17 protein-coding genes and 1 pseudogene are annotated in these 18965 nt (G+C 63.0%); 7 read left to right on the top strand and 11 right to left on the bottom strand.

Annotated elements, in window-relative coordinates:
- Window positions 1-14: 14 nt before the first annotated feature.
- Together C2H86_RS22080 and C2H86_RS22075 are read right to left on the bottom strand one after the other, a co-directional pair.
- Window positions 15-554: a thioredoxin family protein gene (locus C2H86_RS22080; protein ID WP_110632152.1), complete on the bottom strand. Its 540-nt coding sequence runs from the start codon at window positions 552-554 to the stop codon at window positions 15-17.
- Window positions 544-819: a DUF2790 domain-containing protein gene (locus tag C2H86_RS22075; protein ID WP_159409818.1), complete on the bottom strand. Its 276-nt coding sequence runs from the start codon at window positions 817-819 to the stop codon at window positions 544-546. Before C2H86_RS22075 ends, C2H86_RS22080 begins: the two co-directional genes overlap by 11 nt.
- A gap of 222 nt (window positions 820-1041) precedes the next feature.
- Here C2H86_RS22075 and C2H86_RS22070 point away from each other — a divergent pair, with 222 nt between their 5' ends.
- The 4 genes from C2H86_RS22070 (at window position 1042) to C2H86_RS22055 (ending at window position 4329) form a co-directional block, all read left to right on the top strand.
- Window positions 1042-1782 carry a response regulator gene (locus tag C2H86_RS22070; protein WP_159409817.1) on the top strand — a complete coding sequence of 247 codons (741 nt, stop codon included), beginning with the start codon at window positions 1042-1044 and terminating at the stop codon, window positions 1780-1782.
- Entirely contained in the window at window positions 1779-3062 is a 1284-nt protein-coding gene (locus C2H86_RS22065; RefSeq protein ID WP_159409816.1) for a sensor histidine kinase, read from the top strand. Before C2H86_RS22070 ends, C2H86_RS22065 begins: the two co-directional genes overlap by 4 nt.
- A gap of 143 nt (window positions 3063-3205) precedes the next feature.
- On the top strand, window positions 3206-3826 hold the full coding sequence (locus C2H86_RS22060) for a ferric reductase-like transmembrane domain-containing protein (protein WP_159409815.1): 621 nt from the start codon (window positions 3206-3208) through the stop codon (window positions 3824-3826).
- A gap of 14 nt (window positions 3827-3840) precedes the next feature.
- Complete coding sequence (locus C2H86_RS22055; RefSeq protein WP_159409814.1) at window positions 3841-4329, top strand: HvfX family Cu-binding RiPP maturation protein; 489 nt, start codon at window positions 3841-3843, stop codon at window positions 4327-4329.
- A 34-nt stretch (window positions 4330-4363) separates the two neighbouring features.
- On the opposite strand, the gene C2H86_RS22050 is transcribed toward C2H86_RS22055, so the two are convergent.
- From C2H86_RS22050 to C2H86_RS22020, 8 genes and pseudogenes are all read right to left on the bottom strand, one after another.
- The gene (locus tag C2H86_RS22050; RefSeq protein WP_159409813.1) at window positions 4364-5062 is read right to left on the bottom strand and encodes an HvfC family RiPP maturation protein; all 699 of its coding nucleotides are present in this window, start codon (window positions 5060-5062) and stop codon (window positions 4364-4366) included.
- A complete protein-coding gene (locus C2H86_RS22045) occupies window positions 5043-5879 on the bottom strand; it encodes an HvfB family MNIO-type RiPP peptide maturase (RefSeq protein WP_159409812.1) in 837 nt (278 codons plus the stop codon). Before C2H86_RS22045 ends, C2H86_RS22050 begins: the two co-directional genes overlap by 20 nt.
- Before the next feature lie 110 nt (window positions 5880-5989).
- Window positions 5990-6244: pseudogene (locus tag C2H86_RS22040) on the bottom strand (HvfA family oxazolone/thioamide-modified RiPP metallophore); the annotation flags it as partial.
- 120 nt (window positions 6245-6364) lie between these two features.
- On the bottom strand, window positions 6365-6928 hold the full coding sequence (locus C2H86_RS22035; RefSeq protein ID WP_159409811.1) for a DUF4174 domain-containing protein: 564 nt from the start codon (window positions 6926-6928) through the stop codon (window positions 6365-6367).
- 193 nt (window positions 6929-7121) lie between these two features.
- Window positions 7122-7256 carry a hypothetical protein gene (locus C2H86_RS28565; RefSeq protein WP_275898210.1) on the bottom strand — a complete coding sequence of 45 codons (135 nt, stop codon included), beginning with the start codon at window positions 7254-7256 and terminating at the stop codon, window positions 7122-7124.
- Between the two features lie 53 nt (window positions 7257-7309).
- Complete coding sequence (locus tag C2H86_RS22030) at window positions 7310-11806, bottom strand: NEL-type E3 ubiquitin ligase domain-containing protein (protein WP_159409810.1); 4497 nt, start codon at window positions 11804-11806, stop codon at window positions 7310-7312.
- Between the two features lie 77 nt (window positions 11807-11883).
- Window positions 11884-14244 carry a DNA polymerase II gene (locus C2H86_RS22025; RefSeq protein ID WP_159409809.1) on the bottom strand — a complete coding sequence of 787 codons (2361 nt, stop codon included), beginning with the start codon at window positions 14242-14244 and terminating at the stop codon, window positions 11884-11886.
- A gap of 34 nt (window positions 14245-14278) precedes the next feature.
- Window positions 14279-15463, bottom strand: coding sequence for an MFS transporter (locus C2H86_RS22020; RefSeq protein ID WP_159409808.1), 1185 nt, complete (start codon window positions 15461-15463; stop codon window positions 14279-14281).
- Window positions 15464-15581: 118 nt separating this feature from the next.
- Here C2H86_RS22020 and C2H86_RS22015 point away from each other — a divergent pair, with 118 nt between their 5' ends.
- The gene (locus C2H86_RS22015) at window positions 15582-16478 is read left to right on the top strand and encodes a LysR family transcriptional regulator (RefSeq protein WP_159409807.1); all 897 of its coding nucleotides are present in this window, start codon (window positions 15582-15584) and stop codon (window positions 16476-16478) included.
- On the opposite strand, the gene C2H86_RS22010 is transcribed toward C2H86_RS22015, so the two are convergent.
- The gene (locus tag C2H86_RS22010; protein ID WP_159409806.1) at window positions 16459-17379 is read right to left on the bottom strand and encodes a LysR substrate-binding domain-containing protein; all 921 of its coding nucleotides are present in this window, start codon (window positions 17377-17379) and stop codon (window positions 16459-16461) included. The genes C2H86_RS22015 and C2H86_RS22010 overlap by 20 nt on opposite strands.
- Window positions 17380-17540: 161 nt before the next feature.
- Here C2H86_RS22010 and C2H86_RS22005 point away from each other — a divergent pair, with 161 nt between their 5' ends.
- Entirely contained in the window at window positions 17541-18329 is a 789-nt protein-coding gene (locus tag C2H86_RS22005) for a YqcI/YcgG family protein (protein WP_159409805.1), read from the top strand.
- Window positions 18330-18331: 2 nt separating this feature from the next.
- Window positions 18332-18961 carry a LysE family translocator gene (locus tag C2H86_RS22000; protein ID WP_159409804.1) on the top strand — a complete coding sequence of 210 codons (630 nt, stop codon included), beginning with the start codon at window positions 18332-18334 and terminating at the stop codon, window positions 18959-18961.
- Window positions 18962-18965: the final 4 nt, after the last annotated feature.

Here is an 18965-nt window from a genome sequence, read left to right as displayed (position 1 = left end):
AGGCCAGCACAGGTTTACCCTTTTTCATCCAGCAGCGCCTGTATGACTTTCTCCTGCCCGGCATAATCACCTTCACCAAAGTGCACATGCCGCACTTGCCCTTGCCGATCGACAAAGTAATGCGCCGGCCAGAACTGGTTACCCCAGGCATTCCACACCTGATAATCGTTATCCACCGCCACCGGATACGCGATACCCAGGCTGGCCACCTTGCTCTTCAATTGCCCCACATCGTGCTCGTAGTCGTACTCCGGGGTATGCACCCCGACCACCACCAAACCCTGGTCGGCATAGCGCCGCGCCCAATCGTTGACGTGCGGCAGGCTGCGCTGGCAGTTGATGCAGTCCCAGGTCCAGAAGTCCACCAGCACCACCTTGCCCTTGAGCGCCGGGGCGTCCAATGGCGGTGAATTGAGCCATTGGCTGGCGCCAGCCAGTGACGGCATGGCGCCGTAGTTATCGCGAGCCATCAGTTGCCCACCCGCGAGGCCAAGACCAACCAGCGCCAAGGCCACGCCCCCCACTTTCAACAGCAGCCGGCGATCAGTTGTCATGGCAACCGCTCGTGGCGTAGGTACGGTATTCGACGCTCTCACGCTGGCCTTTGGAGTCAAGGTAGTCCATGCGCGTCTTGACCGGGCCGCAGGCATTGCTCTGGTCATCTTTCACCGACAGGACTTTCTTCACATCCAGATGGTCGCCATAGCGGTACTGCATGACGCTGGCGTCGTTCATCGAGGTGGAGCTGGCATTGGCGGCAACGGCACCGAGGCTGAGCACGGCGAACAGGCTGGCGCTGGCGATAGTCTTGAAGTTCATGGCATCTCTCCTTGGCATCACTTTCAGGGGTGGGGATCTGTGCTCCCCGGTCGAGAGCCATTTCACGTCCGCCAGGTATCTCGCATGTGTCGCCGCATGCTGTGATCTGCTTCCTCCTGTATCTCTACCCAGGCCAGATACACTGCAATACAAACCCCCGCAGGCAAGCCATCATGTGCTCGGTACACTGCGCCCACTCTCCCTTGAACAGGAACGCCGCGAATGGAACATGTCGATCACATCCTGATCGTCGACGACGACCGTGAGATCCGCGAACTGGTGGGCAACTACCTGAAAAAGAACGGCCTGCGCACCAGCATCGTTGCCGACGGCCGGCAGATGCGCGCCTTCCTCGAAGCCAACAGCGTCGACCTGATCGTCCTCGACATCATGATGCCCGGTGACGACGGCCTGTTGCTTTGCCGCGAACTGCGTGCCGGCAAGCACCGCAACACGCCGGTATTGATGTTGACGGCGCGCAACGACGAGACCGACCGCATCATCGGCCTGGAAATGGGCGCCGATGACTACCTGACCAAGCCGTTCTCCGCCCGCGAACTGCTGGCTCGCATCAATGCCGTGCTGCGCCGCACGCGCATGCTGCCACCGAACCTGACCATCAGCGAAAGCAGCCGCCTGCTCGCCTTCGGGCAGTGGCGCCTGGACACCACTGCCCGACACCTGCTCGACAATGAAGGCACCCTGGTGGCGCTGAGCGGTGCGGAATACCGCCTGCTGCGGGTGTTCCTCGACCATCCGCAGCGTGTGCTAAGCCGCGAGCAGCTGCTGAACCTGACCCAGGGTCGCGAGGCAGACATCTTCGACCGCTCCATTGACCTGCTGGTCAGTCGCCTGCGCCAACGCCTGGGCGACGATGCCCGCGAACCCAGCTGCATCAAGACCGTGCGCAGTGAGGGCTATGTGTTCTCGCTGGCCGTGCAATTGCTTGAGTCACCCTTATGAAATGGCCGCGTACCCTTGCCTCGCGCCTGGCGCTGATCTTCTTCACTGGGCTGGTGCTGGCCTATGGGCTGTCGTTCAGCCTGCAGGCTTACGAGCGCTACATCAGCAGCCGCTCGATGATGCTCAGCAACCTGGAGCTGGACGTTTCCACTTCGGTGGCTATCCTCGATCGCCTGCCTGCTGCCGAACGCCCCGCCTGGCTGCCGCGGCTGGAACGGCGCACCTACCGTTACCGGCTCGACGAAGGCCTGCCGGGATCAGCCATGCCAAGCAACGACCCACCCATGGCCGCCGAATCGATCGTCAAGGCCATTGGCAACCAGTACCGCCTGACCTTCCAGGAAATCCCCGGCCCGAACGCGCACTTCCAGGCCCACCTGCGCCTGGCTGACGGCGCCCCGCTGACCATCGATGTCACACCGTCCCCGGTACCGGTGGCACGCTGGCTGCCGCTGGTGTTGCTGATCCAGCTGGCTGTGCTGCTGTTCTGCACCTGGCTCGCCGTGCGCCTGGCCATCGGGCCTCTGACCCGCCTGGCCCAGGCCGTGGACGACCTCGACCCGGACAAGCCCGGTGTGCTGCTGGACGAAAGCGGCCCGCGCGAGGTCAAGTACGCCGCCGTGGCATTCAATGCCCTGCAGGCACGCATCGCTGCCTACCTGAAAGAACGCATGCAATTGCTGGCTGCCATTTCCCACGACCTGCAAACACCGATCACACGCATGAAACTGCGGGTCGAGGTCATGGACGATGGCGTCGAGAAAGACAAGCTCTGGCATGACCTGGACGCCATGGAGCATCTGGTCCGCGAAGGCGTGGCCTACGCCCGCAGCATGGACATCAACACCGAGGCGCCGTGCCGGATCAACCTCGACGCCTTCCTCGACAGCGTGGTGTTCGACTATCAGGACAGCGGCGCCCAGGTGGAGCGCCACGGCAATACCGGCAGCCTGTTGGAAACCCGCCCGCACGCATTGCGCCGAGTGCTGGTGAACCTGGTGGATAACGCCCTGAAGTTTGCAGGCAAAGCTCAACTTGAGGTCAGCCGCGAACAGGGCAAGACATTGATTCGCGTCCTCGATGAAGGCCCGGGGATACCCGCCGAAGAACTGGACGAGGTCCTCAAGCCGTTCTACCGGGTAGAGAGTTCGCGCAATCGCAGCACCGGAGGCACCGGCCTGGGGCTGGCCATTGCCCAGCAACTGACCCAGGCCATGGGCGGCAGGCTGACCTTGAGCAACCGCAAAAGCGGCGGATTGTGCGCCCAGATCGAGCTGTAACGTGCTGAACGGTGGCCCCTCGGGCCACCCTACAGCCCTGAGGGCTACAGTCAGATACATATAGCTGCTTTTACCGACACACTGCAGATACCCATCCCCCACACACTCCCGGTCACACAACGACACTCCGGGAGACCTCATCCATGAAGCCGCTCACCCTGCCCTCTGGCTGGAAGCTGTTCGCCGCCCTTGCTGGCCTGACCTTGGTCATGACCGCCGCAGTACTGCTCAGCTACCCGCCCGGTGCGGATGGCCTGCGCAGCGCCATCCGCGCCACCGCACGCAGTTCTTTCGCATTGTTCCTGCTGGCCTTCCTGGCCTCGTCACTGGTCACGTTCCTGCCCGGCAGCAGCAGCCGTCGCGTTCTCCGCGAGCGGCGCTACCTGGGCCTGGCCTTCGCTTTCTCGCACACCGTGCATGGGCTGCTGATCTACCGCTACGCCCAGCAATTCCCGGAGCTGTTCTGGGCCGGGCGGACGCTCACCTCGAGCCTGCCGGGAAGCATCGGCTACCTGTTCCTGCTGCTACTCACCCTGACCTCGTTCAAGGCACCGATGCGCCTGCTCGGCGGCCGCGCCTGGAAAGCCCTGCACAGTAGTGGCATGTGGGTGCTGGCCGGGGTGTTCTGCCTGTCGTTCTACAAACGCATCCCCATGGGCGGCTGGTACCCGCTTGCCTTCGCCCTGATCTTCAGCGCCATCGCCTTCAAGCTCACCGCCAAGCTGGCCCAACAGCAACGCCGTACGGCCTCTGCCCTTTCCTGAACGAGATGATCCCCATGACCACACTGACCCGTACCTTCACCACCTTTGATCGCTTTGGCAGCTGGAGTGCCGACCTGCCGTTGCGGCTGTTCCTGGCCTGGGAATTTTTCGAGTCCGGCTGGGAGAAATTCAATGGCAGCAACTGGTTCGGCGATCTCCAGTCGAACTTTCCGTTCCCGTTCAATGTGCTGCCCGCGGAGCTCAATTGGCAGTTGTCGATGTGGGCAGAGCTGCTGCTCCCCCTGCTGCTGTTGCTTGGCCTGGGCACACGGCTGGCCTCGGCCGGGCTGATGGTGGTGACCGTGGTGGCGATTGCGGCCGTGCACTGGCCAAGCCACTGGTCGAGCCTGGCAGAACTGGCGCAGGGTTATGCCATCACTGACCAGGGCTTCGGCAACTTCAAGCTCCCGCTTATCTATCTGGTCACCCTGCTGCCGCTGCTGCTCAAAGGCTCGGGGCGCTTGAGCCTCGACCACTGGATCAGGAACCGTGTATTGGGGTAAGGATCAGGGGGCTGCCTGGCAGCCCCTTCAGCCGTCATCGCGTACCGATGACGACACCCAGTTCACGCAGGTTTTCGAGCAATGCCAGGCCCTCTTGCTGATCAGCAGCCAACGCTTGCAACCGCTCCCGCCCATTGCCCTGCACCTGCGTCAGCAAGCAGTAGGCCATGGGCGAGAGCCGGGCAAATTGCACCTGCAATGCAGCATCGCGGTAGACCAGCAGCAGTGTGGGCGAGGCAGGCGCCTCAAGCGGCTGGAACGCCGGACCAATGCGATCCACCGGCCAGCGGTAGGCCAGCGCTCTTGCCGTGCTCGACAATACCGGTTCACCTTGCAGCAGATCACCTTGCGAATCATGGTCAGGGTCCTGGGCATCGCTCAGGTACAACTGCGACTCGATCAGCTCGTAGTGGGCCAACTCCCGCTGCCAGGGAGTATCAGCCTCGATACCCTGCAGATAGTCGACGAAGGCCTCCGCGATCCTGGTAAACAACGGCGAGCGGCAGCGGTAACTGGCATAGAAATTATGCACCCGCGCATGCCAGAGCTGATCGCCCAGCGTCTTGCGCAGCACTGGGAAGTTTCCCGCCAACAGGGCCTCGATGCCTCCGTAGAACAATTCCCTGTACAGCCTCAGGCGTCGTTCTTCGAGACCCTCCGGTGGCGCATGGCGTTCAGGGTCTCGCAGGTGACGAGCCAGACAGAATTGCTGTTCACGCAATACATCGTGCATGCACCGCCTCCTGCTGCACGGTCCGAATGTGCGCAACTTCTGCCAGCAGCTCACCCATGGTCGGGTAGTTGAAATCGCGTTCGAGCACCGTCGGCTGGATGCCGAAACGCTCGCAAGCGCTGGCGAACAGCGACCAGACCTGTGGCTTTACCGCTGCACCATGCGTGTCGACCTTGAGATCGGGCGCCTCGTCATGGTGCCCCGCCAGATGCATGCTGGTAACCCGCTTCACGGGAAGCCCCTGCAGAAATGCCAACGCGTCGTAGCCATGGTTGCTGGCATTGACGTAGACATTGTTGACGTCCAGCAGCAGCTCGCAGTCTGCCTCATCGAGCACCGCCCGGATGAACTCCAGCTCGCTCATCGCCTGGTAGGGAGCGGCGTAATAGCTGATGTTCTCGATCGCGATGCGCCGCTGCAGCAAATCCTGCACCTGGCGAATACGCGCACTGACGTGCCGCACTGCCGTTTCGGTAAAGGGCAATGGCAGCAGGTCGTAGAGATGCCCCTCATCACTGCAGTAACTCAGGTGCTCGCTGTAATGACGTACCTGATGGTGGTCAAGGAACTGCCGGATCTGCTCGAGCAACTCACGATCCAGTGGCAAGCTGCCGCCCAGCGACAGCGACAAACCATGACAGGCCAGGGGAAAGCGCTCGGCCAGCTGCGCCAGATCCCGGCCGAAAGCACCACCGACACCGATCCAGTTTTCCGGGGCGCATTCCAGAAAGTCCACTGCGCATGGGTCCAGTTTGAGCAAGTCAGGCATCAGACTGCGACGCAGGCCAAGGCCGGCGTACATGGGCGTGATGTTCATCTTTGCATCTCCATAGCAAGCACAACGCCCCGTCTGACCAGCAGACGGGGCGTTGCCACATTTCTCAGGGATTTGAATCAGGACTGGCTATTGCCGTGGCTGCCACTGCCACCGCACTTGCCTTCGCTCTGGCCGGCCTTGTCACTGCCGCCACACTTGCCTTCGCCGCATTTGCCTTCACCCTGGACGGCCTTGCCGCTGCCACCGCACTTGCCTTCGCCGCACTTGCCCTCACCTTGGGCCTTGGCCGCAGCCAGCAGGTAGCCTTGGGCAAGCGGTTCGACAGCGAACGCCTGGCTGCCAATGGCCATGCTGCCGATGAACGCAGCGCCGAGCAGTCCGAGTTTGTTATGGGTATGAGTCATGGTGAAGCTCCACTCTGGTCAGGAAGTGGAGCTATTCAACTGTGCTGAAGGCCTGGCCGATATCGCCGGATTCGGCTACTCATGTAGGACCCAGCAATCATACCCAAGGGTTGGCGCCGCTCAATCATCCAACGGCTTTGGAGGGGCAGCAGGTTTGGCCGGTTTCGCGGGTTTCGCGGATTTGCTGTCCTTGGCCTTGGGTTCGGGTACAGCAGCCGCTACGGGCTCTGGCGCCGTCGCTGCCTTTTCAGTCGCGGGCAGCTCGTCGACCGCCTTGAAGATCACCTGCGGGTCGATCTTGGCGCCTGACTCATCATCCATGAGCACATGACGCTCTCCGTCCAGGCCCACCAGGATCACCTTGGTGCCCTTGCTGGCGCCCAGCTTGAGTTCGCGAATCAAGGCCATCGTAGTCTGCTGCTCGAGGTTCTTGTCATCGCGCTTGCCCATCATCTGGGCGACGCTGAACAGCACCAGGTTGCGCTCCTTGAATCCCTTCTGGGTAGCGGGGTCCTTGAGGGCCTCGTTCAACCCTCGCAGGGTGGGGTCGGCGCTGCTTGGAGCGATGACCACCAATGGCCTGGCCTTGCCCAGTTCCTTGGCCAGCGGCGCGTCACTGTCGGCCGCAAGCAGCGGGCCGGCAACAGCGAGCAAGGTGGCGAGGGTCAGTGACCGGACGAGCATGCACATCTCCTTATTCTCTCGATAAACCAAAGACTACAGATCATGGAGAAAGATCCGACGTTCGAGACTAAACCAACTGATCAGCCACATCGCTCACACAAAGGTAACTTCGCATGTCTCCCCCTGGGTAGAGGGCACCCGAGAAAGTGCCAAGCCTCGAACCTGAGCATAGTCCATCGAGCGCCCCGCGTACTCAGCACAGGTCAAACACCTCTCGTTCGCGGCGCACATCCAGCGCATTCAGCGTCAACTCCAATGCCCGTAGGCGCGGCAAATCGCTCGACGAGAACGGCCGCCCCGGCGGATTGCCGGACAGGTTGATGGACACCAGGCCAGGGCTTCAGTGCCTGGCGCAAAGCGGTCAACCGCTGCCCTGACTCACTACGCGGGCCCCTGATGCCAGGGTGCAACTGGCGCAATCATGACAGCCATCAAGTGTTGGTCCAGTGCTTCCCGGGTGAGTTGCCTGTACAGGTTGAGTTCCCGCTGCTGCACACGGTCTTGCAGAGCATTGAATTCATCCGTTGTGGCATTGCGCGCCTCCATTGCCTCACGTTCATCGTGCAAGGCTTGCGGCACCTGCAAGCGCCGGGGGTACTTGTGCGCCAGGTATTCGCGCCAAAAGCGTGTCGTCGCCAGATAATCCACCAACGCCTCCCGGGACTGGGCACTCCTGACAAAGTGTGCGGCAGCGCGCAGGTCCCCGCGCGACAGGTTGGCCACGCCGGGGTTGAGCATCTCGTCGTGCTCGATGGGCAGGTCGAGGTTGTCAGCCAGCTCCAGACGATAAGACAGGGCAAACTCGAGCGACTCCTCCGGCCTGCCTACCCGAATGGCATGCAGCCCTGCCAATTCATCGAGCATGTCCAGGCGCCAGCACTGCCCACCCAAGGTCAGCAATGCCCGCTGCTGATCCCCCGGCAATTCTCGCTTGCGGGCTTTCCATACCCGCACACGCACTTCAAGGTCGCTGAAACGCAGCGTGGCGTTGTCCTGGCAGTGTTCCGTCAGTGCATTTTCATACAGTTCGGTTTGCAGCACGGGCCGTTCGTGCATGTAGTCGAGCATGCGCAGCACGCGCAGTGCCAGGTAACGAGACAGAAACTCGCTCTGGAAATCCGCCGAAGTGGTCAGACGCTCCAGTAAAGTAAAGAAGTGCCGAGAGGCGTGATTGCCATGCATCTTGCCCCACAGATTGGCCAGGTGATCACGTTGATCATCCGCCACCCGGTCGAGCCAGCGCTGCTTCACGGGTACCTGGCTATCGAGCATTTCACTCCAGGCGTCCTGCACGCCCTGCAATGGGTTATCGGATAACCTGACCCGACCGGAGCGCCACAGCGCAGACCGATAGAAGCCGAAGGGCAACGAACGGATCGCGTTATCGCCTACATCAAGCGTGTGCAGGCTCCCGGCCTCCATCACGCCAACGGGGAAGGCAGTCAGTTGGCAATTGCGCAGCATCAATGCATTCAGGCTGGGCATGCGGGCGATGGAAATTACCCGCTGCAGCGGGTTGTGCGAAAGATTCAGGTAGATCAGCTGCTGGCAGCTCGCGAGCAGGTCGACGTCAACGTCATTCAGGCTCATCTGGTTACCAGACAAGTCCAGGATGCGCAGGCGCTGCGCCATCGCCGGCGTCAGCGGCAAGCGAGTCAGGCGGCAGTTGGTCATGCTCAAGGACTCAAGCGCATCAAACGCGTGCAGGAAACTCTTAGGCACACGGGCTATCTGCACCGAGCGCAGCGCCATATCCGACACATGGGGAAATCGCACGCCCTGTGGAATGTCAGGCAACTCGTCCAGGTTGCTGCGGTAGGTGCTCAGAAGGTACCCCGTACCCTCTTCCACCGCCCCCAGTTGCCGGGGTACCAGATACCGCCAACACGCGATAAGCCCTTGCGCAAACTCCCGGCGTGCTTTCCAGTGCCAGCCCTTGAGCGTCGAGAGGCGCCAGACGCCAAGGGACTTGCGCAGGGTGTTGAGCTGACGCTTCAGCTCCACCAGCTCGACTCCGGGATCACGCTGCGCTTGGCGAAGATGGGTCAGCCACAGCTCGACATCGTCATCATCGAAGCCTGGATAGAGATCGCGCAGTTCTGCAGCCAGGTTTCTCACCGCGCCCCGACCGCGGTGGAAACGCTGCCGCCAACCACTCAACGGATAGCCGATCCGGCCGTTGGCCAGGCGCTGTGGCGGATTGAAGGTGTCACCTGGTTGTGCGATGCCGAGCACCTCGGCGATCACTTCCCGCCGCTGCGCGACCTGGCTTGCCATCTGCGATCGCAGCTGCAAGGCAAAGGGTTCACCGATGCCCACTGCATCGCGTTGCCCATCGGCATACCCGGCAGCCAACTGTTGAAACAGTTCGCCAGGCTCTCCGAGCGCCTGTCCCTGCTCATCAGAGCGTTCAAACGTTCCGGCCCGATAACGAAGACCCAGGGTGCCTCCGCGCCCGCTGCCGCTCAACAGGGGCACCGCCAAGTCGCCATCGAACAGTTGCCATTGCGGGCCCGTAACGGCCCCCGGCATGGCCTCAAGCAACTTGAGCACCACACGGGCAAGGTCGAGGGTCTGCGGCGTATCGAACAGCAAAGCCTCATGCACCCGAACGCAGCGAATGCGCCTGACCAGCGCTGCGGCCGCCAGGCCCAAGTCATCCTCGCCCACGGTATCCAGCAACGCTTCGGCCCCGAGACGATGCAGGTTGACAAAGTCCCGTTGCAGTGCCTGGGTAGCAGCCGTCAGGGGATACTGCTCATAGTAGAGCTGCCCCACCAATGACCGCCGCCTGCTTTCAACCAGCTCGGCCAGGCGGGCATCGGACATCGAGTCAGCCCCGTGCCATCGACGTACCCTGGCCAGCAACACGGCGTCCACCACCTGGCCGCCCGTGCGCAGTTGCCTGACCAGCGCCTGGACCCGTGCAACCAGCGCGATGCGGCTTACCGAATCGACCACGCATGCCTCCGGCGCCTGGCCACAGATATGCAGCCCCCGCAAATGGCTGGCATCCAGGCCATGGATGACCAGCAGCTGATCGATCTGCTCACCCTCCAGCTGGCTGAACTCATTACCCAGGCGCCGAAACAGGCGGTGCGGCTCGTCCCATTCGATTGGCTGTTCGCACCAGACACGCCAAGCGCCAGCACCGTTATGCCGTAATTGCGGGCCATGCCCTTGCTTCGGCACGATCTGCCACTGCTCGTCACTTTGCTGCACCACTTCGTAGAAATAGCCGTCCATCGTCACCCAGCTACGGCCTTTCAGGCGGTAGACCCCGTTGGCATCGGCAAGAGCTTGCAGAGGCGGTGGCGCGCTGCGAAAAGGTGCCAAGTCGAAGTACCACAGTTTCTCGCTGCCGTCCTCGAGGCGCGCCGTTGCCAAGCCGTCAACCAGGTGCCACTCCCGCGTTACTGCACCCGCGATCGCTGAAGTGACACCGACCATGGCGACGATTTCGGCAATCCTCACCAGATGTTCCAGCGCCGCCTGGGTATCGCCCTCACGCCATTCCTCGACGGCATGAAAAACATCCTTGAGCATGCCCCAGACCATCACCGCGCCAAGCATCACGCCGATGCCAGGCAAGAACAGACCCGCCAGGCTGGCCACGGTCCAGGCTGCCGAGATCAGATTATCGTGCCTGGCTTGGCGCTGACGGTCGTCGATGGCCCGCACGGGCACCGCAATGAGCGCCGCGTCATCCTTGATATGGTCGATGTACCCCCGCGCCAGTTGGTCGAACAATGGCAATGGGTAGTCCGCCATGTGCTGGTCCATGTCCCGCGACGCCCAACTGGCGACATCCACCAGCTCACTGGCAACCTTGGCAAAGAACGCTGCGCTATCGCGGCGACGGATGAACCGGCTGAAAAAGCGCTGATAGGCTTCATCTGCCAAGCGTTTACCCAGGATTCGCCGGATGAACGTATCCAGATCCCGGGCGGCGCTCCAGGGGCTGACCGGGTCACCAGGGATGTACACCAGCACGCGCTGGCTGGTGCTGACTCCCAACGAAGTCGTGGTCTGGTCGAACACCACCAACTGTTCGATCTTGCACCCATAAGCGCTCAGTTGCCTGGCAATGACCGGCTTGCCTTGCAGCGTGCCTGGCCTCGCGCCCTGGCAGATTGCGATGACCAGTGCCAGCTCATCCGCCGTCAATATGCCCTCAGTCTTGGCCTTGCAGGCCTCGAGCAACATCGAGGCAGCCTGCAAGGCCTTGTGCGAAGCCATGAAACTGTGGCCTTCCACGGCCGGGGCAAGCAGGATCGAGTCCAGGTGCTCCTGATAGCGCTGGCCCAGGTCCAGTTGGCGGCAGCCACTGACAAACGCCGAAGCGCTCATTGGCTTGAACGTGCTGCCATCGCGCGTCACCACGCAGTCGCTGCGCGGCAGTCCACCCTGCCCGGCTTCATCCTCGGTAAAGTTGGCCAGTGCCGCATCGAGCAATGGGATGTCGTAGCTGTTCTTTTCCTGCTGTGGCTGGCGCCCCGTTGCGAGCTCAGGCTCGGGGGCAACGCTGAAATAGAAGTGGCGCAGGAACAACGCCTCACTGTCGACCGACGCATACAGACTTTTGCTCAATTCGCGCTGCAGCAATGGCCCACAATATTGGCGGATACCCTGAATACGGCCAATGTCGCGGCTCAGGCGTTGACGACAGGTGTAACTCGTCTTGAGCGCTTCGAGCACGTAGCTGAGCTGTTCTGCGGTCAGAGACTCACGTATCGGTTGCTGGCCAGGCGTGTCGCTGACGATGTGCAGGTTGCGTATCCAGGCCGGCAGGCGAGCGGCAATCAAGCCATCCTGAAACCCCTGCTCCGCCGCCAGGTTGGCGGTACGTATGTGTGGCTGGCTATCACTGACGTGCATGGCGCATCTCCGAATATCTGGAGGTGCGACGCTAATCGCCGGCCTGGAGCGCCAAGGGCTAGATAGCTACCACGCGGTCAGAACAACAGCAGCTGGCGATCGGTCAAGGCAGCGAAGTCATCACCGACAAAAGGCAGGATGGCATCGGCCACCGGTTGCAACTGGCGGCTCAGGTAGTGTTCGTAGTCGATAGGGGCCTGCAGGTTCTCCAGCGGCTCAGGGCCAGCGGTGGTGATCAGGTAGCTGATCCAGCCGCCGCGCTGATACTGCCTGGGGCGCCCGACGCGGCTGTTGTAGTCATCCGCCAGGCGCGCGGCGCGCACGTGCGGCGGAACATTGCGCTGGTAATCGGCCAGTGGCCGGCGCAGGCGCTTGCGGTACACCAGCAGCTCATCGAGTTCGCCCGCCAGGGTCTGACGCACGTACTCGCGCAGGTAATCGCGATACGGCTGGCCGCGGAAGATCCGCCCATACAACTCCTGCTGAAAGCGCTGGGCCAGTGGTGACCAGTCGGTGCGCACCGACTCCAGGCCCTTGTAGACCACGTCTTCGCGGCCATCGGCTCGCTGCACAAGGCCGGCATAGCGCTTCTTGCTGCCCTCGTCGGTGCCGCGGATGGTCGGCATCAGGAAACGCCGGTAGTGCACCTCGAACTGCAGCTCCAGCGCGCTGTCCAGCTTCAAGGTCGCCTGTAAGTGCTCGCGCCACCACGCGTTGACCTGCGCCACCAGGTCACGACCAATCCGGGCTGCGGCCTCTTCGCCATGGGCGCCCTTGAGCCAGACGAAAGTGGAGTCGGTGTCCCCGTAGATCACCTCATAACCCTGCGCCTCGATCAGGGCGCGGGTCTGGCGCATGATCTGATGGCCACGCATGGTGATCGACGAGGCCAGGCGCGGGTCGAAAAAGCGGCAGCCGCTGGAGCCAAGCACGCCGTAGAAGGCATTCATGATGATCTTCAGCGCTTGCGACAACGGTGCGTTGCCCTCACGCTTGGCCGCTTCGCGACCCTGCCATACGCGCTCGACGATGGCCGGCAGGCAATGTTCGCTGCGCGAAAACCGCCCACCGCGAAAGCCTTCCACCGAGTGCTCGTCATCGGGCAGGCGCAAGCCCTCCACAAGGCCCACCGGGTCGATCAGGAAGGTGCGGATGATCGACGGGTACAGGCTCTTGTAGTCCAGCACCAGCACCGAGTCGTACAGCCCTGGGCGTGAATCCATGACGAAGCCGCCGGGGCTGGCCTCATCCGGGCGGCTGCCGAGGCTGGGCGCAACAAAGCCCAGGCGGTGCATGTGCGGGATATACAGGTGGCAAAATGCGGCCACCGAGCCGCCACTGCGGTCTACCGCCAGGCCGGTGACCGACGAACGTTCCAGCAGGAAGTCGAGCAACCGGGTATGGGCAAAGATGCGGGTGACCAGTTCGCAGTCCTTGAGGTTGTAACGCGCCAGGGCCGGTTTGTCTTCGGCAAAGCGGCGGTTGATCTCATCCATGCGCTGGTAGGGCGTGTCACTGTCCTTGCCCTCGCCGAGCAAGGTCTGGGCGACGTTTTCCAAGCTGAACGAAGGGAAATTCCAGGTCGCCGAGCGCAATGCCTCGATGCCGTCTATCAGCAGTCGCCCGGGCGCATCGGCGAACACGTGGCCGCCGCCAGCATGGCTACGCAGGGTCATCGGCGCGCCGTTGCGCCCCAGCGCCAGCGGCACCTGCAGCGCCTTCGCGTGCTCGTGCAGCAGGCGCAGGTCGAACTGGATCAGGTTCCAGCCGATGATTGCGTCCGGGTCATGCTCGGCCATCCACTGGTTGAGGCAGGTCAGCAACTCGGCGCGGTCAGCGCAATAGCGCAGGTCGAAATCGACGCCATCGGCATCACCATTGGCCGGCCCGAGCATGTACACCTGGCGCTGGCCGCAGCCTTCCAGGGCGATGCTGTACAGCTCGCCGCGCTCACTGGTCTCGATGTCCAGCGATGCCAGGCGCAACGTCGGGCGGTAGCCCTGCAAGGGTTTGAGCTGGGCCTCGCAGTACACGCCCTGCTCGTCGCGCTGGCCGGTGAACTGCACCGGGGCAGTGATGAAGCGTTCCATCAGGTAGCGCTCCGGCGGGCGAATATCGGCCTCGAAGACGTCGATACCCGCCGTGCGCAGACGTTGCTCCAGCTGCATCAGCTGGCGGTGCTGGCGAGTGTAGAGGCCGAGCATGGGGCGCTGGTCGAAGTCCTTCAGGCGCAGCGGCTTGAGTTGCACGCCTTGCTCCTTGGCCAGCAACACCCGGGCGTGCTCGGTCTGGGCCTGCGGGATGAAGGCCACCGATTCCTGGGGGGCCAGGCGCAACAGCCGTGGCCCGGCATCGGTGGCCAGCCAGAATTCCACGCAGGTGCCCTCGGGCGTGTCATGCCAATGCCGGGTGAGGACAAAGCCCTGCTGCAACTCCACCGCGTCGACCTCTGCTGAAAAGGACGATTCTACGCTAGCGGGGCCCTGCCACGAAGCCGCTTGTGCGCGCTGCCAGCACCGCCAGCACGGCCACTGCGATCAGCGCCAGCACCACGCTGCCAAATGCCTCGACACCCACGCCAGCGAGCAACACGCCACCGACGATTCCGCCCAGGGCGATGGCGCTGTTCCATACCGTCACCAGCATCGACTGTGCGACATCCCCGCCCTCACCCGCCGCATCGGCGCAGGCGGTCTGCAACAGGGTCGGCGCACCGCCATAGGTCAGGCCCCACAGCGCGACGCTCAGGTAGATGGCCCAGGGCGTGGCCTGCCCCAGCAACAGGGTGGCCAGGGCAAACCCTGCCAGGCTCAGCACGACCAGCTTGCGCAGGTGCCGATCGACCATCAGCCCGACCAGGCCGATCCCGGCCAGCGCCGAGAGCCCGAACAGCATCAGCACCTGGCCGACTTCGGCCGCCATGCCCGCCGCCGCCAACAGCGGCACGATGTAGGTGTAGAGGATGTTGTGGCCCAGGACCCAGGCGAGGATCACCAGCAGCACCAGGGCCACGCCCGGCGTGCGCAGCACCTGCGCCGCTGACGGGCGCTGGCCGCTCGCCTGCCCCGGATAGTCCGGCACCGCCCTGAGCACCCAGAACACCAGCAGCAGCGCCACCAGCGTGACCACCGCAAAAGTCGCGCGCCAACCCAGCCCGGCGCCCAGCCAGGTGGCTATCGGCAAGCCCAGCGACAAGGCAATCGGCTGACCGAGCATGGCCACGGCCATGGCCCGCCCCTGCAGGGCCGCTGGCACCATGCGCCGGGCATGCCCGGCGATCAGGCCCCAGGCCAGGCCCGCAGCGGCGCCGGTGAGAAAGCGCAGCAACAGCGTCAGGTGATTGGAGGGCGACACCGCAGTCAGGCCGTTGAACAGCACAAAACCGACGATCGCCAGCAGCAGCGCCCGACGCCGGTACCAACCCTGGGTCAGGGTCACCAACGGGATGGCCGTCAGCAAGGAGCCGAGCGCGTAGGCCGTCACCCATTGCCCGGCCATGGCCTGGCTGATGTGCATGCCATCGGCGATCTGGTCGAGCAGGCCCGCCGGCAAGGTTTCGCTGAGGATGGCGATGAAGCCGGTCATGGCCAGTGCCAGCAAGCCGCTCACGGGCAGGCGCTCGGCGCGGGTCAGGGGAACAGTCGATGTCTGGGACATTGCAGGATGCCTTGTGGTTTCGATCAAGGCCGACAGTCTGCAAGGCCCGCCATTAAGGAAAAAGACGGTTACAATTCCTCTCACCCAGGACGCGGATGTCCGCAATCAGGAGCACAGGATGGACAGCCTCAGCGGCTTCGTGGTCTTCAACCGGGTCGCCGAAACCCGCAGCTTCGTCGCCGCCGGCCAGTCGCTGGGCATCAGCGCCTCGGCCGTGGGCAAGCGTGTGGCGCGCCTGGAGAGCCGCCTCGGTGTGCGCCTGTTCCACCGCAGTACCCGCAGCATCACCCTGACCGCCGAGGGCACGCTGTTTCTCGAGCGCAGCCGGCGCATCCTGGCCGAGATCGAGGCCACCGAACAGGCACTGTCGCAGGCCAGTGAAACACCACGCGGCCGCCTGCGCGTGAGCCTGCCGCAGGTGACCGGGCTGGTGATGCCGGCCCTGGCCGAGTTCATGGAGCGCTTCCCGCAGGTGGAGCTGGACCTGGAATTCACCGACCGCATGGTCGACATCGTCGGTGAAGGTTTCGATGTGGTGATGCGCGGCGGTCAGCCGCTGGACTCGCGGCTCAACGCCAAGTTTCTCGGGCACTTCCAGCATTGCCTGGTGGCCTCGCCCGAGTACCTGCACGCCCGTGGCACGCCGCAGCACCCGCGCGAACTCAGTGCACATACCTGCCTGCACTACCGTTTCCCCAGCAACGGCAAGCTGGAAATCTGGCCGCTGCGCCAGGAGCACCCGGAACAGGGCTACGACATCCCCATCTCGATGGTCTGCAACCATGTCGAGACGCGTATCTGCTTTGCCCTCAACCACCGTGGCATCACCTGCCTGCCGGACTTCAGTGTGCGCCGCGAACTGGCCGCAGGGTCACTGGTGAGTGTGCTCGACGACTTCATCGAACGGCGCGGCAGCTTCTACCTGCTGTGGCCGTCCGGGCGCCACATGCCGCCCAAGCTGCGGGTGTTCATCGACTTCATGCTGGAGCGCGTGTTCAGCCGTACAGGTAGTTGATGTCCTTGTAGCTCAGCGGCGGCACCTGGCCGAGCAGGTAGTCACGCAGCTTGTGCATCTGCCGTGCCTTGGGGCTGCTCTTGAGCCAGGTCATGTAGTAACCGTCGCCGGTCGATACCGCGTGCTTGAAGGGTGTCACCAGGCGCCCGGCCGCGAGGTCGGCACTGGCCAGCACCAGGTCGACCACCGAAATGCCGAGGCCCTGCTGCGCCGCCGAGATGCCCTGGTCGAGGGTGTCGAACACCTGGCCCTGGTCGATGCTGATGTCCAGCGCATCCATGCGCGCCAGCCAGCGCCGCCAGTCACGACGGTCCGGTGACGGGTGGAGGAATTCACACTGACGCAGGTCGGCCAGCTCCGGTTGCGCCTGCGCCATGTAGTCCGGGTGGCACACCGGGATCAGCCACTCATCGAACAGCTTGACGCTCTCGACGTCGGCCGGGAAACGGCCGTTGCCCAGGAGGATGGCGCAGTCGTAGGGCTCCGAGTAGAAGTCCACCGAGTCGATGTCCATCCACACGCTCGACAGTTGCACGCTGCAGTTGTCTTCGAGCTTCTTGAAACCGTCCAGGGCCCGCAGCAGCCAGCGTACGGTCAGCGTCGAGGGGGCTTTCAGGCGCAGCCCATAGCGGTCCTGGCGCAGCAGCGCACAGGCGTTCTCGATGATCTTGAAACCGACCTTGAGCTCCTGGGCCAGCAGCCGCCCATGCTCGGTGAGGCTCAACTTGGGGCCGCGGCGCTCGAACAGGTCGCAGCCGAACATGGATTCGAGCGTCTTGATGTGATGGCTGACCGCCCCCTGGGTCAGCGCCAGCTCTTCGGCGGCCCGGGTGAACGAGCCGTAGCGCGAGGCAACCTCGAAGGCACGCAAGGCGTGCAGTGCTTGAATCCGTTCCGACATGATGCCCTCGAAGCATGAGTAAGACTAATAGTAGGTCATAGTTCCACGCGTTTTACAACGTGAAGAGCGTCTCAGAAAATGCAGGTAAATAACAAAGATAAGTAACCAACCTGCCTGCATATGAGTGGAACTCTCTCTTACTTTAATCTCCTGGGGAAATCATGTTTACGGTTTATGGAAACTGCTATCGCCTGGATGCGCTAGAGCTGGCCGATGAACATGTACGGAACACTCAGCACTGGACGCGGCAAACCTTACAACATTTTCGCAGCGTACTCGCCAACCCCGACTTTCCGTGCCTGTTCGGGCGCAAGGCGGTAGCCGGCGCATCCTGCCATATCCTCTTCGCCCGTGCCGAACAACTGGCCGATGATATCGCTCAGGGCCTGGCCGACTACATACGTATCATCACGCCTGTGCCGATCAAGCAACGCATCGGCAGCCCACTGGTGGTGTTTCTCGAAACGGCCGCCGACAGCAGCCTGGCCGAACAACAGGCACTGGCCTGGAAAGTCCTGCGCGGGGTCCATGCCCGCGACCCGCATCCGTGGCCTCAAGCGGTTCCCACCGACCCGCATGACAACGCCTGGTCGTTCTGCTACGCCGGCATGCCGCTGTTCATCAACATGAACTTCCCCGGCCATCAGCAGATGAAGAGCCGCAATCTCGGCCCGCACATCACGTTCGTCATTAACCCGCGGGAGAACTTCGACGAAGTGGCCAACGCCAGCACCGAAAGCGGGCAACGCATTCGTGCCCGCATTCGTGATCGCGTACGCCATTACAACGACGGGGTCATGCCCGAAACCCTGGGCTTCTTTGGCCAGGACGACAACTTCGAATGGAAGCAGTACCAACTGCAGGAAGCAGGCTCGCTCAATCCGTCGCGCTGCCCCTTTCACGCCCATGCACACGCCCACGCGACACCCGACACTCTGATCGAGAATTGACCGTGAATACCGCCCTGACTCTGACTTATGCACTCACCGTCCTGCTGCTGATCGCCACCCCCGGTCCGGTGGTGGCACTGATCGTCAACACCGCTGCGGCCTCCGGCTCGCGCAAGGCCATGTTCACCGCCGTCGGCACCAACTGGGCATCACTGGTGCTGATCGGTGCCGCCGCCTGGGTCATCCTCACCAGCGCAGCAATCGACAAGGCCTGGCTTAGCGGCATGAGCCTGCTGGGCTGCCTGTTTATCGGCTACATCGCCGTGGGCACCTTGCGCGAGTGCCTGCAGGCGCCTGTCGCCGACGAGGCCGAACTGCAGCCGGCCAAGCCCGGCCGCGGCGGTTTGTGGCAAGGCTTCATGGTGGGCATTTCCAACCCGAAGGACATCATCTTCTTCATCGCCTTCTTCCCGCAGTTCATCCAGATCACCGAGTCGTTCGGCAAGAGCATGGTGGTGCTCTCGCTGCTGTGGGTACTGATCGATTTCGCCGTGCTCAGCCTGTACATCTTCGCCATCGGCAAGATCACCTCGCAGCGCAGCAACCGCCTGATTTCCCTGGCTTCGGGGGTGGTCTTGCTGCTGATCGCCGCCGGTGGCCTGGCCTATAACCTCAAGGAGCTGGCGGGCTGAACGC

The organism is Pseudomonas putida, from assembly GCF_009883635.2.
Classification (GTDB): domain Bacteria; phylum Pseudomonadota; class Gammaproteobacteria; order Pseudomonadales; family Pseudomonadaceae; genus Aquipseudomonas; species Aquipseudomonas putida_W.
Note: the sequence above shows the minus strand (reverse complement) of the source record. Positions and strands in the feature narration are given on the sequence as shown.